The following is a 15,945-nucleotide window of genomic DNA, read 5'->3' on the forward strand; positions in this document are numbered from 1 at the left end:
ACGGAGTGCGGCGAACGTCCCGCACCATCACGGTGTCCGCCGCCATGTTCAAGAAGGGGGAGCTGCGCTGCCCGGCCGCCGACGCGCTCACAGCGCGCGGCTATCTGGCGACGCACACCGTGCCCCGTCGTGGCGAGCGTCTCGAGCACTTCACCCTCGGTCCGTTCATGGAGGCGTGCGACGCGCGCCGATCGGCCTCCTCGTCCGGTGAACCCCCACGCGGAAGGCGAACCCATCGGGTCCACGACGCGCTCCGCGTATGGACGGAGCACGGGCTGGAGAACTACGCGGTGGCCTTCCCCGAGGACCAGGAACTGAGGGAGGTCGACCCCCGGTGGACCTATCGCCATCGGCCCTCCGGACCCGACACGAGAGCCGCCGACGAGTACAGGTTCACCGTGTGGGGCCGCTGTCTGGCCTCGGTGGACGGAAGCCTCCGTGAACTCCGCCTTCCCGTCCACCGGATCGGACCCGGGCTGCCGCCGGCGGAGTTCGTCGCCGCGGCGGCCCTCGTCCTGGCGGAGGGGGCACCGGGACCTCCGCCCGAGCGGGTGCGGATCGTGGAGTTCGCACTGTTCGACGGGCGGACGCGTCAGCTCTTCGACGGGAGCCGGGCGGAAGCACTCGCCCTCTACCGGGCGAGCGGGCGAGCGGCGCTGACCACTCTGCTGGACAGCCAGGAGTACCGGCCGGGGCCCTCGTGCGGCGGCTGCGTCTTCGCGCAGGTGTGTCCCGCCCTGCGAAGTGCCCCGGGACTGCTGGGAGTCACCTCGACGAATCGCCCGCGACGCACCTGGTCGGTGACCAACGGGCGTAACTACCGCGACTGCCCGGCACGCGACCACATGCGCCGTCTGCGGCTGCCCGCCGCCGACGCCATCGAGCGCGATGCCCCGGCCGAGCGGGGCAGGGCCTTGCACGCGTATCTCGCCGACCGCCACGCCCAGAGCCCCCTGCGGCCGTGCACGGCCGATGTCCCCGATCACTGGGTGCCGACCGGGTTCGACCTGCCGGAGCACGAACGCGCCCTCGGAGTGACCCTGCTGCGCCGGCACGCGGAGGTGTGCCCGCTCAGCCGCGTCGCAGACGGTACGGACGTCCGTACCGAACCCAGAGTGGTCCGGCACGACACCGCGGCCGACGTCGTGGTGGTCGCGGCACCGGATCTGCTCTACCGGGACGGGGAGTCCTGGGTGTGGCGGGAGACGAAGACGTCGGCCAGTGACCACGTCTCCACGCGACCGCTGCTCGACCGGTACCCGCAATTGGCCCTCGCGGTCCTGCTGGTCGCACGTGGTGACCTCGGAGGCACGCGCGCGCGGGCCAGGGTCGAACTGGAGTTGCTGCGTCCCGGTGGCGCGGACCTGGAGGTCATCGACCCGTTCGTTCCCGCCAACCTGAACGCGTCGGAGAAGGTCCTGCGGGCGATGGTGGCCGACTGGCACGACGACGACGCCTTCGCGCCCGCCCCGGGCCGTTCCTGCGCGCGGTGCGAGATGTCCCGTTGGTGTTCGGCGAAGGCAGCCGTGGAGGAGGCCGCATGACGACAGGGACGGCTGAGCGGGAGAGCGGTCGTACGGGAACCCCCGGGAGGGACAGGGCGGGCACGACTCTCTTCCGGGACCTCGCCCGCATGGTGGTGGCGCTGTCCGAGGAGGAGGGGCTTCGTTCCTTCAGCCTGCCCTACTCGGGGCTGGCGCAGTACGCGTTGGACCGGACGGTCGCGCACTGCATCGGCATCGGGGAGACTCCGCCGACGAGCCTTCCGGAGCTCTGGGAGTGGTGCCGGCTCAGGAGCGCGGACGACCCCCTCTTCGGAGTTCCGGTCTCCTTCGTCACGCCCGGGACGACGCTGGTGCATCCCGTCGGCCGGATGCCCACCCGAGCGTGCCTGGAGATCGCCTCGCACGGGCCGATCGGTGGCATGGCGGGAGAGGCACGGATGGTCCTGAACGATCTGGAGGCGCGCGCCGGATCGACCGAGCGCTACCGGAGGTGCCGACGCTTCCTGGCAGGCCACCCCCTGGTGCGGCAGGGGGACCGAGGGCTCGGGTGGAGCAGTACGGTGTGGAGTCACGTCAGGGACCTCTACCGTCCGCTGCCCGAGTTCCTGACGGTCGGCGGAGCCTTCCCGTTCTGTCCGGAGTGCCGGCTCCCGGCCAGGCCGCGTGACCCGGCCACCGACCTTCCGGGGCAGCCCTCCTCGCACGAGGCGCTCTGGTGCGAGGGGGAGGAGTGCCCCCGGGACCAGGGTTTCCAGCTGGTCCGGGACCCCGGTCGCGCCGTGGTCCTCCGGCGTTCCCTGCGCGCGTTCCTGGTGCTCCCGCATCGGGTCGAGGAGGCCGCACTGGACGCGCTCCGGAGCGCGGACGTCGAACACACGCCCGTATCGGGGAGGCTGGCTGCCTATCGGCTGCTGGGCACCGGATCGTCCGGAACGCTCGAGATCCAGATGCACGACCGGGTACAGCCCGCCCTGCTCGCTGCCCACGTCGCCGACGACACGGACCTCGCGGACCGCACGCTCGTCGTGGTGCCCCAGCGAGCCGCCGACCGCGTCGACTACCGGCGTGGATTCGCCGAGGGACTGCCCCAGGCCCTGCGGGGGCGGGTGGCCCTGACGACACCGACCGAACTCGTGCGTGACCTCGGAACGCCCGTCAGCACTCAGGCCGGAGCGGCACCGGGCCGGAGCGGCCCGGCACCGACGCCAAGGGGGAAGGACAACGATGCGTAGCATCACACCACCGCTCAACGACACGATCGGCGCCCTTCAGGCCTTCCTGGGGGATGCCGTGCGCAGACCCGCGATCGAAGCCTTCTGCCAGGTGGAACTCGGGCTGTACCTGCAGGAGAAGCTTCTGCCGGGGACTCCCGCGGGCAGTGCCTGGGTCCTGTTCAGCGGCTACGGGTTCGCGCAGGCGTACGGGGTGCCCCTGCCGCCCGATGGGGAACGGACGCTGAGGGTCGCCCGGTACTCGCTGTGGACGCTGCGCCGGAGCAGGGTCTGGCGGGAGGCCCTCGACCGCTATCAGCGGGTCGCCGTGGCGGCACGTGCCTACGACGTGCCGGACACCGAAGCGCCGGCGGCCGTCCGGGACCCCTCCGTCGCGAGTGATCGGTTCCAGGTCTACGAAGGGCTGCTGAAGGTGGCCCCGCCGCTGGCCGGTCGGAGGCTCCCGGTGGCGGGTCCGGGCCCGCACGCCTTCGCCGTCAGTCGTTCCCTGGCGGTGGTCGACCTTCCGGTGGTCCCCTCCGCACCGGTCGTCGCGCACGACCTGGACATGGTTCCGGCAGGGGGCGGCGCGCCCTTGCGCTTCACCAGGAAGGCGCTGGAGCGGACGGCGGCGGACATGGACGCCACGCACGCCCGTGCGGGAAAGGGAAAACCGCCGCGATGGGTGGACCGGCTCAGGGCGTTCGAGCTGTCCGTGAAAGAGGACGGTGTCTTCCACAAGAAGTACGACTTCGCGTTCACGATCGACGAGATGCAGCACCTGCTGGGCATCGTGGGCGCGGGCAAGAGCACCCTCCGCGACATCATCGCCGTCCACCTCGCGAAGCGGGGCCTGCGCACCACGATCGTGGTCACGGACGTGGCGGAGGTGCTCAAACTGGTCCAGCTCTACAACCTGTACACGGACGGTGCCGCCGCTCCCGTACTCGGTTCCTCGGGCCGGGAACGGCATGCCCAGCGTCTGCACCGAAGGCTGGCCGGACGGGGCGAGCACCGGTTGCTGGCCCATGACGACCCCGCCTTCGCGTACCTCGGAACCTCCTGTGTGCTGAACACCTTGCGGCAGGAAGCCGACACGCTGGGGGAGCCACTGGCCTTCGGCGAGGCCCCCTGCGTCCGGCTGAGGCCATCGAGGGAGTCGCGCAGGGGCGGCGCGGGCCGGTCCCCGTGGCGGAAGGACCTGGCGAGTTGCCCCTATTGGTCCTTCTGTCCCCGCCATCACGGTTCCCGCGTCCTGGTCGACGCGAGCATCTGGGTGACCACACCGGGTGGACTGATCGACGCGTCGCCGCCCCGGCCGCAGAACGGCGAGCGCATCCGCTACCTCGAACTCGCCTGCCGCCGCAGCGATCTCGTGATCATCGACGAGGCCGACCGCGTTCAGATGCAGCTGGACCAGATCTTCGCACCCTCCACCGTGCTCGCCAGCGACGAGGACAAGGGGCTGGTCGACGAACTCGTCCGGCACAAGACCAGGGAGCTGGCGGAGAGCGGGCGCACCCAGCTCTCCGAGCGGGACGTGGAGACCTTCTCCGCCGCGCTGAACACGGTGACCGCGGCCACCGACCGGCTGTACGCGATGCTCGTGTCCGACTTCCAGCTCCGTTCCTGGGTCCGAACCGGCCACTTCAGTTCCTGGACCCTGCAGGCCGGTCTTCTCGACGAGCGTTATCCGCTGCCCGAGGAGAGCGGTCCCGACCACGAGAACCACGCGCCGAGGGAGGCGCTGGGCAAACTCATCGGTGCCTTCAGGGACAACCCCTTCGGTGACCGGGCCCGACGCGCGGACACGGACTCCAGCCGCCTCACCGTTCTGCTCAACGAGCTGCTGCACACCGGGAGTCCCGAGGTCACACGGCAGCGGTTGACCCAGGTCATGGACGAGGTCTTCCAGCTCGACGAGAGCTGCATGGAAGCCCGGCGGAAGGAGTACGAGGACGAACTCGCCGAGTGGCGGAGGCGACAGGAGGAGTCCGCGAGGAGGAAGGGAACGCGTGAGGGCGACGGCTCACGGTCCCGCGGCCGGTCCGCACCGCGTTCCCCCGAGGCCTGGCGCAAAGAACTGGCCACACACTTCGAGTTCACTCTGCTGCTGAGCGCTCTCGAACCCCGGCTCGCGATGATCAACGCGATGTGGCCGCGGGTCGAGGCGGCTCTCAGCCTCGGGTACAACGAGATGTACCGCAGACCCCTCGACTACGGACCGATGGTCCCCGAGGCCCCCATGGGCAATGTACTGGGGTTCCAGTTCAAGGTCCCCGGTGAGGACGAGGGCGGGGTGCGCAGCGGGGAGCTGACGTTCTTCCGTTGCAGCGGGGTCGGCCGTGAACTGCTCCGATCCATCCCCCACCTCGCCTCCGTGGACGACCGGCCCGGCGCGCACCTGCTGCTGATGTCCGCGAGCAGTTGGGCGGGTGAGTCCAGTCGCTATCACGTCTCCGTTCCGGTGGGGGTGGTCATCGAGCCGCCGTCCGACGTGACGGAGCGCATCGCCACCGGGAGTGAGATGCGCTTCGAGTTCATCGACGACGGCGACGAGAAGCTGCGCATGTCCGGCACCGCCCCCGAACAGCGGCCCGAGAAGCTGCGTCGTATCGCCCGGTACCTGGGGGGCGAGGACGACGGCACCAGCGGTCCGCTCCAGCAGGAGCTGCTGTCCCTTCCCGAAGGAAGGGACCACATCCTGTTGCTGGTCGGCAGTTACGCCGAGGCGCGCGTCGTCGCCGACGAACTGCACAACCTCCAGGCCCGGTGGCACAACAACGTCCTCTGCCTGGTGTCGGACGACGAGGACCTCGGCCCCGAAGAGGAGTTCCCCTCCGTCCACCAGGCACGAGCGCTACGGCGGGGAGACGTCGAGCGACTCAAGGACCTCGAAGCCGATGTCCTCGTGGCTCCCCTCCTCGCGGTGGAACGCGGCCACAACATCCTCAACAAAGGAGACGAGGCCGCGATCGGGACCGTCTACTTCCTCGCCCGGCCCAACCCGCATCCGGACGACCTCTACCAGGCCGTCCACGCGGTCAACGACTGGATCGTCCGGGCGACCACCGGCGAGACCTTCAGCACGCTGGTACGACGGGCCCCCAGCGTCGAGAAGGGGGCCGAAGAGGTCCGGAGCGCGGCTCGTTCGCGCTGGCACCAAGTACTGAAGCGGTCCCTGGCCTGGAGCCGTCTCGGTGACGAACGGCACCGTGTCACCTGGGACATGCTCGTCCTGATGTGGCAGGTGATCGGACGTCTCGTACGTGGCGGCGTGCCCGCGAGGGTCGTCTTCGTCGACGCCGCCTTCGCCCCGAACCGCGGAGCCGCGACGCGCGGTCCCGGAACTCCGGAGAACGAGGTCCTGGTGTGGCGCCCGGACACCCCCGAGACCAGCCTCCTGCACAGCATGCTCGAGGTGCTGGATCCCTACTTCGAGCCCGACACGAAGCCCGCCGAGGAGCGGTTCATCGCCCAGGCCCTCTACGGGCCGCTGCGGAGCATGCTCATGCGCGTCCTCGCGGACCCGCCCGCCGGACACCGCCCCGACGGCACGGCCCAGGTCTCGGACGGCACAGCCCAAGTCTCGTAGGAGGAGCACCGTGTATCCCACCATTCGATCAGCGGCGTACGAACCCGACCCCCGGCACGGGCCGTGGCAGCAGGACCTCCACGTCCTGCGGCTCGGAGAGGAGCTCCACACGGAACTCACCCGGATCAACGGGGGGTCCGAGGGGCCTGGGGGCCGCCCCGATCAACTGCCGACCCGTCGGCTCGACTCCCTTCTCCAGGCCGTGGCGCCGGGAGTGATCGCGACCGGACGGAACGCGGGTACCGACGGCCGACTGCCCTGGCTCTACGCGCGGGAGCCCGTGCCGCCGGAGGTCCTGGCCCCCGTCATCGGGACCTGGGCGGCGAGTCTGGCACCCGACCGGGAGGACGACGACGAACCGGAACTGGAGGAGAGGCTGCTGGCGGACCAGCCCGCCGAGCCCGTCCTGCTGCCGCGCTGGGAGACCGAGCGGGCCGACCTCACCGAGTCGGCCGGATCGGCGGGCGGCACGGTGGAACCGGTGCCCCGGCTCTACGGGCTGCTGCCGGAATGGATCGCCTTCCGGCTCGCGGCCCGCCCCTTCCACGCACGCGGCGCGACCCTTCACTTCCGTGTCGAGAGCTCGGCGAACGGAGCCCGCCTGGTCTCCTGGCCGCCCCGGCGGTACGAGCACCGCAAGAAGACCTGGTACTACTCGGCGTGCCTGGGCATCACCGTCCACACCGTTCCGTTCGCGGAGCGGTTCCGTGTCCACGTCTCCTCCCATGTGCGCCGGTGGGCGACCCACCTGGACGTGCGCCCGCACCAGGTCAAGGGGGCGACCGTCCTCCTGGACGCACCCCTGCCCTGGCCCGAGGGACCCGACAGGGGATACCGGATCACGGCCAACACCCTCGGCCGCGATCCGCGCACCAGGGAGCTCGTCTGGCGTCGGCACAGCCCGGCGCCCTTGCTGCCGGACCTGGACATCGTGCGTCGCTACCCGCGGCCCCAGGAGCTCTTCGACCATCCGGAACGCTGGATCAACGGATGCGGCGACGTGGCGGCGGGCATCGTCCACCACCCGGCGCTGGGTCCCCACGCGGTCGGCAGCGGACTGATGCCCCGGGAGAGGGCCGATCTGGACGCCTGGGTCGAGGAGGGGCTGGGCCCGATGCTGCGCCGGGTCCCCGACCTCACCCGGGTGACACGGCGCAACACCCCGTCCCTGCTGCCGAGGTCGGGCGGGAAGAGCACACCGGAGGCGCGAGAGGCACAGCTGGTCCTGCGGCGCCGGGAGACGCTGGCGCACGTCCTCGGGGGCCGTGCCCTGGAGGTCGAGGTCCTCTGGCAGTCCCCCGAGACCCGCGCCGCGCTCCTCGCTGAACTCCCGGAACTCATCGGCCTGCCGCCCGCCGAACGGGTGGGGGAGGAGGCGGACGACACCTGGCGGTGGCAGGGCGGCGGGCTGGACATCCGGCTCCGCGCCAGGCCCGCCGGTGCCGTGGCCGACGCGCTGAAGATCTCCCGTGACCGCACGCGCACCAAGGGAGCGCGCTTCGCGGAGGCCGTCGAGGAGCGCTGTGGGGTGGTGGCGGACCGCCTGGCGGCACCGGGCGACGCCCTCGGTGTCGTCATCGCCGAGATCGCCGGAAAGGAGCGATTCACGGCGGTCCCCGACTCCGACCCCAAGCACGCCCTGCGGATCGCCTGGGCGAGGCAGGGGTGGCTCAGCCAGTTCGTCAACCTCGCGGACGACGCCGGGACCACCCTGGAGCACCGCGCTCGGTGGACCTGGCTGGACGTCTTCCGGCAGCTCGGCGCGACCAGGCCGCCCGCCCACCGGGTGGGGGAGGCGATCCCCGCCGACCTCCAGTACGCCGCGCTCTGGCTCGTACGGCACACGCGGAAGGGGCCGACGCGCCGCCCGGTGCACCGTCTGGTGGCCGTCCGGGTCCGTCCCGGGGAGGGTTCCGGCGGGATCGAGGGGTGGGATGCCGAGCGAGCCGAGTGGGTGCCCTACCCGCGACTGATGGTTCTGCTCGCCGGGGCACGTGAACAGGCCGTCGGGACCCCGGACACGGCCGGTCCCGGATCCGCCGACGCCTCCCCGCCGGTCAGCCGGTCCATCGGACGCGCCACGGGTACGGCGCAGCGCAGGCGGCAGGAGATGGAGCGGCAGATCCGGACCCTGCTCTTCCAGCTGCGGGACCGGCCCACGCTCCTGCTGGTGGACTCGGCCAATCTCCGGCAGTGCTGGCCACGGCTGCGCAACGGCTCGCTGAGCCGCGACATGCTCGGCTTCGGCTCGGGGCCCGACCAGCGCCTCGCCACCTACGGCGGTGATCTGCGCGTGGTGTGCCTGCGGGACGCGAACGGACGCGGCGAGGTCGCCGAGTGGTACGCGCACGACGGCCGGGGCAAGGTCGGTTTCGCCGAGGGGGTGTGGGGCGCCGACGAGCCGGACGGCCGGGTGTTCTCCAGTACGGTTCCCACCCCCCACACCGCCGCGAAGCTCCCGAAGGGCCTGATGAAGCTGGTGCCCACGGCGGAAGGGAGGACGGCCCCCGGAAAGACGGCCTGGAACCCGGGCCAGCTGGAGATCACCGTCCTCGGCTGTCTCTCCGGGAAGGCACTGGCGGACGCCGGGCGGGAGGGCGAGACTCCCGATCGTCCGGCGGAGTGGGCGACGCTGACGCACCAGCTGCGCCACCACGACGACTATCCGCCGCTGGCCCGCCCGCTCCCGCTGCACCTGGCGCGCCTCGCGGGAGAGTACGTGCTCCCTCTCGCGGGACCGGTGACGATCCGGGCAGCCGCCCAGGGGTCCGATGAGGCGGCGGCGGAGCCATGCGGGCTCGCCGCGGCGGGAACGGCGACGCGTCTCCCACGGGTGGCCACGGAGAGCGGTGCCCAGGTCTGAGGCCCGAGCGCGCCCATGGTGGCCCGGCGAGGGCACTCCCCGCCGGGCCACCCGCCCCTCACCCCCCGTCCAGCACCTCCCCCACCCCCCGCGCCAGCGCCTCGTACTCCGCCGGGTGGTTGTAGATCTGGGCGGAGACGCGGAGGCCGCCGCCGGTCGGCCAGGGCCAGACGGCCACCCGGCAGCCGAGGCGGGTCATCAGTTCCTCGCGCAGGGCCTCCGCCTCCGGTTTCGTACGGGCGAACCGTTCCGGCAGGCGCAGGGAGCGCATCGCGAGCCGGTCGTCGAAGGGCAGCGGGCGCACCCCGGGCAGCGCCGCGAGAAGTGCGGCGCCGTACGTGACCAGGGCCGCGTTGTGCCGTCGTACGGCCGGGGCGCCGAGCCGTTCCAGCAGGTCCAGGCCCTCGGGGGCGGCGAGCGGGCCGGTGTAGTCGGCGGTGGCCCGGTACTCCACCGAGCGGGGGAAGCCCCGGTGGTCCTCCCAGGACGGCACGGGCGCCGGGACCCGGTCGCGGAGCGCGGGCGCGACCACCAGGACGGCGCTGCCCGGGGGCGCGTACGCCCACTTGTGCAGGTTGCCGAACCACAGGTCGGGCCGTCCGGCGAGCGGTTCGGCCAGCATCCCGGGCGCGTGCGCCCCGTCCACGACCGTGGTCACGCCCCGCGCGGCGAGGTCGCCGAGCAGCCCGGGTCCCGCGACGATCCGGGCCGTCGGCGAGCTGATCTGGTCGAGCAGCGCCACTCTCGTACGGGGGGTCAGCGAGGCCAGGACCGCTTTCCGCACGGCCTCCTCGTCGGGCAGTTCCGGGTCGAGCGGGACGGTGACGAGCCGGGCCCGCCGGGCGGCGGCGGCCGTGACCGTGCCGTACCCGTGGTCGGTGACCAGCACCTCGTCGTCCGGGCCCAGGTCCAGCGCGTCCAGGGCCAGGTGCGCCGCCTCGGTGGCGTTGGTGACGAGCGCGGTGCCGTCCGGGTCGGTGCCCAGGCGGGCGGCGATCCGTGTCCGGGCGGCGGCGAGCCGGTCCGGGGCGCCGAGGAAGAAGGCGTCCGGGTCGGCCGCCGCCTCGGCGGCGATCCGCCGCTGCTCCAGGGCCACGGGCAGCGGGACGGCCCCGTAGGAGCCGTGGTTGAGGTGCGCGGTCCGCCGGTCGAGCCGGAAGAGCTCCGCTCCGCCGGGGAAGACGCCGGGCCCGGTCATGGCGGTGCCGTCCTCGCCGCTCATCGGAGTTCCGCCGTCACTGTGCGGCCCGGCGCCACGTTCACCCGGACCGTCGTGGTCGTGACGCCGTCGAGCACCTCGACCCGGGCCGGGCGGGCCACGCCGTCGACGAGGACCGTGCGGTGGGCGCCGGGGAACCGGGCCTGCCAGGTGTACGGGGCGGAGCCCGTGGTGTGGGTCAGGGTGGAGCGGCGGGTCCCGTCGTGGCGGAGCGCGAAGGAGGAGTCGCCGGTCCGCAGGTCCTCGATGCCGAGCCAGGCCATGCCGGCGGGCAGTGCGGACCGGGTGGTGAGGGTGCGGGCCGGGGCGTCCGGGGTGACCCCGAGGAGGCCCCGTACGGTCTGGCCGACCAGGGTGAAGGAGACCTCCGGGTAGTCACCGTTGGTGCCCTGACGGGTGTTCACGTGCGGGACGTCCTTCTGGGCGTAGACGTGCCGCATCCACTTCCAGGCGGTGCCGGGGCGCCCGTTGGCGAAGAAGGTGTCGGGCAGATAGGTGAGGGCCTCGATGTTGTCGGGGCGGCCCGCGCCCTCCGCCTGGGCGTCGATGTAGTCGAGGTAGGCCTCGCGGCGGGCGCCCGGGGCGACGATCCCCTTCATCGGCATGAACCAGCTGTTCTCCTTGCCCCAGCCGGTCAGCGGCTGTCCGTCGGTGGTGTAGCCGCGGACCATGTCGGCGCCCGAACCGGTGCCGCTCCACTCGGAGTTGAAGTACCGCTTGAGCTCGCGGGCGCGGCGGGCGAAGTCGGCGGCCAGGCGTCCGTCGCCCTTGGCGCGGGCCAGCGCCGACATGGCCAGGTACGCCTGGTACTGGGAGCCGATGGCGTCGCCCGCCTCGGCGAGCGGCTCGTCGCTCTGCTCGTTGTAGCTGGCCACGCCCTGGAAGATGCCCTTGCCGGTGCCCTCGGCCACCTCCACCCGGCGCCCGTTGTCCTTGCGGCCGTCGTGGAGGGTGACGAACTCCTCGGTGGCGTGCCGGTAGAAGTCCCAGAGCGCCGGGTCGTCGAGATAGCTCCGGTCGCCGGTCCAGCGGTACGCCTCCTCGGCCTTCTGCACCAGTTCGAAGACGGCGGGGACCTCGCGGACGAAGAGGTCGGGGCGGCGGTAGTCGATGGACAGATAGGTGCGGTTGTCGAAGTTGAGGGCCCACACCGGGTAATAGGCGTGCTCGGCGGTGGCGGAGGCGGCGAACGCGCGGAGCATGGCCTTGTTCTCGGCGTGCAGCCCGAGGGCGCCCGCGCCCGCCAGCTGGTGGGCCATGTCCCGGGAGTAGTAGCCGCTGCGGTTGGCGTAACCGGCCCAGTAGGAGGGGGCGTAGACGCCGGTGCCGTCGCCGCCGGTCTGCCGCTCGTCGGCGTTCAGGGGGCCCTCGGTGCCGGGGAGGTGGACCCAGCTGTTCGCCTTGCGGGCCGCCCAGTCGAACATGGCCGTCAGTTCCGGGTCGCTGGAGGTCACCCGGGGCGCGGCGGTCGCGGGGGAGACCATCACGTCGTCGGCGTTGACCCAGCCGCGGCCGGACTCGAAGGCGATCTCCAGCCGGTCGCCGGGGGCGAGTGCGACCGGACCCAGCGTGTAGCGGCGGTAGTCGGCCGCCGAGGGCAGGTCCAGGGCTGCGGCGGGGGAGCCGTTGACGCGGAGCGCGTACCGGCCGCCGGTGCCGCCGGTGGCGATCCAGGCGGAGACGACGTACCGGCCCCGGCCGGTGGCGGTGACGGTCTGGGAGACCTTCATGCCGTCGCCCTCGTCGAGGTAGGCGAGCCGGGAACCGGCGTGCGGCCGGTTGGTGGCCGTGCCGGTGCCGGAGGTGAACTCCCAGCCGGTGCCGCCCGCTTCGAAGCCGGGATCGGAGACGGTGAGCGGGGCGGACGTCCCGGCGGCGCGAGCCGTCGCGGGGAGCGCGGAGGCGGCCGGGGCAGCCGGGGCGACGGCGAGCGGGGCGAGGGCGGCGAGCAGGGCGACCGCGGATCTGAGAGCCAGGCGGGAACGCGTCATCGGATTCTCCCGGTGAGGGCGGACGGGATCGGCGCGCGGCACGCTAGCAACCCTGACGCAGGCTTGCAATGATTCTGCCGCTCTTGAGCAGACAGATGAACTGAAAGTTTTCGCAGAAGGATTGCAAGTGAAGGAGGGGCGCTTGTACTGTCCGGCCCCATGACCGACACCGCCCGCGACGACGCGGACAGATCGACCCCCGGACGCAGAGGCGTCCTGCGCATGGGCGGCGGCGCCCTCGCCGCCGCGTTCGGCGGACTCGCCCTCACCGCCTGCTCCGGCACCGGCGCCACGGCGGGCGCCGGAAGCGAGGGTGACCCGGAGAAGGGCCGCATCACCGTCTGGTCCTGGCAGGGGCCCGCCGCCGAACTCAAGGCCCTGATACCGGAGTTCAACAAGGCCCACCCCGGCATCCAGGTCACCGTCGAGGACATCGGCAACCCCGCCATCTGGGAGAAGATCACCGCCGGTCTCGCCGCCGGGGGCCAGGGACTCGCCGACGTCCTGCACATCGGCGTCGACTACCTCCCCGGCTACGTCGAACGCTTCCCCGGCGGCCTCGCCGACCTCGCCCCGCTCGGCGCCACCGCCCACGAGGACGCCTTCGCCGCCGGTCTCTGGGGCACGGTCTGCCCCGACGGCAAGCGGGTGAACGCCCTTCCCTGGGAGGCTAATTCGGGCGGCTTCTACTACCGCTCCGACCTCTTCGAGAAGGCGGGCGTCGACGCCGGGGCCCTCCAGACCTGGGACGAGACCATCGAGGCGGGCAAGGCCCTCAAGGCGAAGACCGGCGCCCACCTCCTCGGCCTCGACAAGCCCGCCTCACAGCCCGACGCCGCCAACTTCTTCCAGCTCCTGCTCCAGCTCCAGGGCGCCTTCTACTTCGACCTCGAAGGCCGCGTCACCCTCGACTCGCCCGAGGCGGTCAAGGCCATGACCCTGATCAAGACCATGAACGACGCCGGTCTCGTCAGCGACCTCTCCGGCGGCTGGAACGCCCTGATGAGCTCCCTCAAGAAGGGCACCAACGCCGTCGTGCCCTGGCCCACCTGGTTCGGCGGCGTCATCGAGGAGCAGGTCCCCGAGGAGGCCGGACGGTGGAAGGTCCGGCTGCCCCCGGCCGTCCGCCGGGGCGGCCCCACCGCCGCCACCGTCAACTCCACCCACCTCGCCGTCGCGGGCGCCAGCCAGCACCGGGCCGCCGCCTGGACCTTCGTCGAGTACGCCCTCACCCGGCCCGCCTCCCAGGTGCGGATCTACCGGGGCAAGGGCATCGCCCCCGCCCTCATGAAGGCGTACGACGACGCCGTCTTCCACGAGCCGTCCGCCTTCTTCGGCGGCCAGAAGAAGGGCGAGGTCTTCCTCGGGGCCCTCAAGGCGCCGTCCCCGCCGGTCAATTACACCGCCGACTACGCCCGCGCCCTCAAGCTCGTCACCGACGCCCAGTCCAAGGTCCTCCTCAAGGGCGCGGACCCCGCCGCCGTACTCCGCGACGCCGCCACCGAACTCGTCCGGCAGACCGGCCGGAAGGCCGCCCGGTGAGCCTGGCCGTCACCCGCCCGGCCGCCCGGCGGAAGACGCCCGGCTCCCTCCCGGCCGCCGCCCGTCCCAGGCGGCGGCGCGGCCGGGCGGCCCCGTACCTCTTCGTCCTGCCCGCCCTGCTGCTCTTCGGCGCCTTCAAGCTCTACCCCATCGGCTGGTCCTTCGTCCTCAGCCTGCACCGCACCGTCGCGGGCGTCGACACCTTCGTCGGCCTCGACAACTACGCCCGGCTGGTCGAGGACCCGCTGATGTGGACCGCGCTCCGCAACACCGCCGTCATCCTCGTCGTCCAGGTCCCGCTCATGCTGGCCCTCGCCACCGGCCTCGCCGTCGCGCTGAACTCCACTCTCCTCAAAGGCCGTTCCGTCTTCCGCCTCGGCTTCTTCCTGCCGATGGTCACCGGCCTCGTCGCGTACGGCATCGTCTTCTCCGTCCTCCTCAACAAGGACTACGGGCTCGTCAACTGGGCCCTCGGCCTCCTCGGTCTCGACCCCGTGCCCTGGCTCACCGACGGCACCTGGGCGCGGATCTCCCTCGGCCTCGCCCTCACCTGGCACTACACCGGCTACAACGCCGTCATCCTGCTCGCCCGCCTCCAGACCGTGCCCCGCGAGCTGTACGACGCCGCCGCCGTCGACGGAGCGGGCGCCTTCACTGCCTTCCGGCACGTCACCCTGCCCGGACTTCGCCCGGCGCTGCTGCTCACCACGGTCCTGTCGACGATCGGCACCCTCCAGCTCTTCGACGAACCGACCGTCCTCACCGGCGGCGGCCCCGACAACGCCACCCTCACCCTCGGCATGTACCTCTACCGCAACGCCTTCACCTACTTCGACTTCGGTTACGCCTCCGCCGTCGGCTACGCCCTCACCGTCCTCATCGGACTCCTGGGCCTGCTCCAGTTCCGCCTCCTGGGAGACAAGTCGTGAGACCAGCCGAGACATCCGACGGCCCGGCCGACAGGTCCACGGGCCCGGCCGACGACTCCACGGGCCCGGCCGCGAAGAGCACCGGACCGGCAGGGAGCAGCACCGGACCGGCAGGGAACAGCACCGGACCGGCAGGGAAGAGCCCGGGTCCGGCAGGGAGGGCCGCCGGACGACGAACCGGGCGCACGGCCGCCGAGGGAGCGCCGGGGACGACCGTACGAGCTGCCGCCCGCCCCGCCCCTCCCACACCCGGCCGCACCACGCGCCCCACCCGGACCGGCCGCTCGATCCTCCTCACCTCCGGCCTGGCCATCGTCCTCGCCGCCGTCGTGGTCCCCTTCTACTGGCTCACGGTCGGAGCGACCCACAGCTCTCAGGAGCTGTTCTCCAGCCCGCCGCCGGTGCTGCCCGGCGGCCACCTCGCCGAGAACCTCGCCACCCTCCAGGAGACCGCCCACTTCGGCCGGGTCGTCCTCAACTCCCTCGGCATCGCCACCGTCTACACCCTGCTCGCCGGGACGGTCTGCACCCTCGCCGGATACGGCTTCGCCACCTACCGCTTCCGTGGCCGGGAGGCCCTCTTCGGCCTGCTCATGCTGGGCCTGGTCGTCCCCGCCCAGATCACCCTGGTCCCGCTCTTCCGGATGATGGCGGAGCTCCACTGGCTGGGCACCTACCAGGCCGTCATCGCCCCCAACCTCGCGCTGCCCTTCGGGATCTTCCTCATGCGCCAGTCCATGGGCGCGCTCCCGCAGGAACTCCTCGACTCCGGGCGGATGGACGGCTGCGGCGAACTGAGGCTCTTCCTCCGGGTCGCGCTGCCGCCGATGCGGCCCGCCCTCGCCGCCCTCGCGATCTTCCTCTTCCTCTACCAGTGGAACGACTTCATCTGGCCGCTCATCGTGCTCCGCGACGAGCTGACCTTCACCATCCCGGTCGCCCTCGCCTCCCTCCAGGGACTCGACGAGACCGACTACGGCGCCATCCTCGCCGGCACCTCGATCGCCGCCGTCCCGATGGCGGTCGTCTTCCTCCTCCTCCAGCGCCACTTCGTCTCCGGCCTCCTCGCGGGAGCGGTGAAGGAATGACC

Annotated in this window: 9 protein-coding genes; 7 read left to right on the forward strand and 2 right to left on the reverse strand. The window is 72.2% G+C overall.

Annotated elements, in window-relative coordinates; genetic code table 11:
• Positions 1-5 precede the first annotated feature (5 nt).
• Genes ACIRQY_RS12575 through ACIRQY_RS12590 form a run of 4 tightly spaced genes read left to right on the forward strand, consistent with a single transcriptional unit; the run spans position 6 to position 9,174 of the window.
• A complete protein-coding gene (locus tag ACIRQY_RS12575; RefSeq protein ID WP_403924462.1) occupies positions 6-1,544 on the forward strand; it encodes a PD-(D/E)XK nuclease family protein in 1,539 nt (512 codons plus the stop codon).
• Positions 1,541-2,737, forward strand: a complete 1,197-nt coding sequence (locus ACIRQY_RS12580; RefSeq protein WP_403924465.1) for a hypothetical protein — start codon at positions 1,541-1,543, stop codon at positions 2,735-2,737. The genes ACIRQY_RS12575 and ACIRQY_RS12580 overlap by 4 nt, the downstream gene beginning before the upstream one ends.
• Complete coding sequence (locus ACIRQY_RS12585) at positions 2,730-6,311, forward strand: hypothetical protein (RefSeq protein ID WP_403924468.1); 3,582 nt, start codon at positions 2,730-2,732, stop codon at positions 6,309-6,311. Before ACIRQY_RS12580 ends, ACIRQY_RS12585 begins: the two co-directional genes overlap by 8 nt.
• Before the next feature lie 10 nt (positions 6,312-6,321).
• On the forward strand, positions 6,322-9,174 hold the full coding sequence (locus tag ACIRQY_RS12590) for a pPIWI_RE module domain-containing protein (protein ID WP_403924470.1): 2,853 nt from the start codon (positions 6,322-6,324) through the stop codon (positions 9,172-9,174).
• A 58-nt stretch (positions 9,175-9,232) separates the two neighbouring features.
• Here the strand turns inward: ACIRQY_RS12590 and ACIRQY_RS12595 are convergent, their stop codons facing one another.
• Positions 9,233-10,396: an aminotransferase class V-fold PLP-dependent enzyme gene (locus tag ACIRQY_RS12595; protein WP_403924473.1), complete on the reverse strand. Its 1,164-nt coding sequence runs from the start codon at positions 10,394-10,396 to the stop codon at positions 9,233-9,235.
• Complete coding sequence (locus ACIRQY_RS12600; protein WP_403924476.1) at positions 10,393-12,384, reverse strand: hypothetical protein; 1,992 nt, start codon at positions 12,382-12,384, stop codon at positions 10,393-10,395. The genes ACIRQY_RS12595 and ACIRQY_RS12600 overlap by 4 nt, the downstream gene beginning before the upstream one ends.
• A 159-nt stretch (positions 12,385-12,543) precedes the next feature.
• Between ACIRQY_RS12600 and ACIRQY_RS12605 the strand changes: the two genes are divergently transcribed.
• Genes ACIRQY_RS12605 through ACIRQY_RS12615 form a run of 3 tightly spaced genes read left to right on the forward strand, consistent with a single transcriptional unit; the run spans position 12,544 to position 15,943 of the window.
• Positions 12,544-13,926, forward strand: a complete 1,383-nt coding sequence (locus ACIRQY_RS12605; RefSeq protein ID WP_403924479.1) for an ABC transporter substrate-binding protein — start codon at positions 12,544-12,546, stop codon at positions 13,924-13,926.
• Positions 13,923-14,855 carry a carbohydrate ABC transporter permease gene (locus ACIRQY_RS12610; RefSeq protein WP_403924482.1) on the forward strand — a complete coding sequence of 311 codons (933 nt, stop codon included), beginning with the start codon at positions 13,923-13,925 and terminating at the stop codon, positions 14,853-14,855. The genes ACIRQY_RS12605 and ACIRQY_RS12610 overlap by 4 nt, the downstream gene beginning before the upstream one ends.
• A complete protein-coding gene (locus ACIRQY_RS12615) occupies positions 14,852-15,943 on the forward strand; it encodes an ABC transporter permease subunit (protein ID WP_403924485.1) in 1,092 nt (363 codons plus the stop codon). Before ACIRQY_RS12610 ends, ACIRQY_RS12615 begins: the two co-directional genes overlap by 4 nt.
• The last annotated feature ends 2 nt before the right edge of the window (positions 15,944-15,945 follow it).

Source organism: Streptomyces sp. NPDC101490 (assembly GCF_044767145.1).
Taxonomy (GTDB): domain Bacteria; phylum Actinomycetota; class Actinomycetes; order Streptomycetales; family Streptomycetaceae; genus Streptomyces.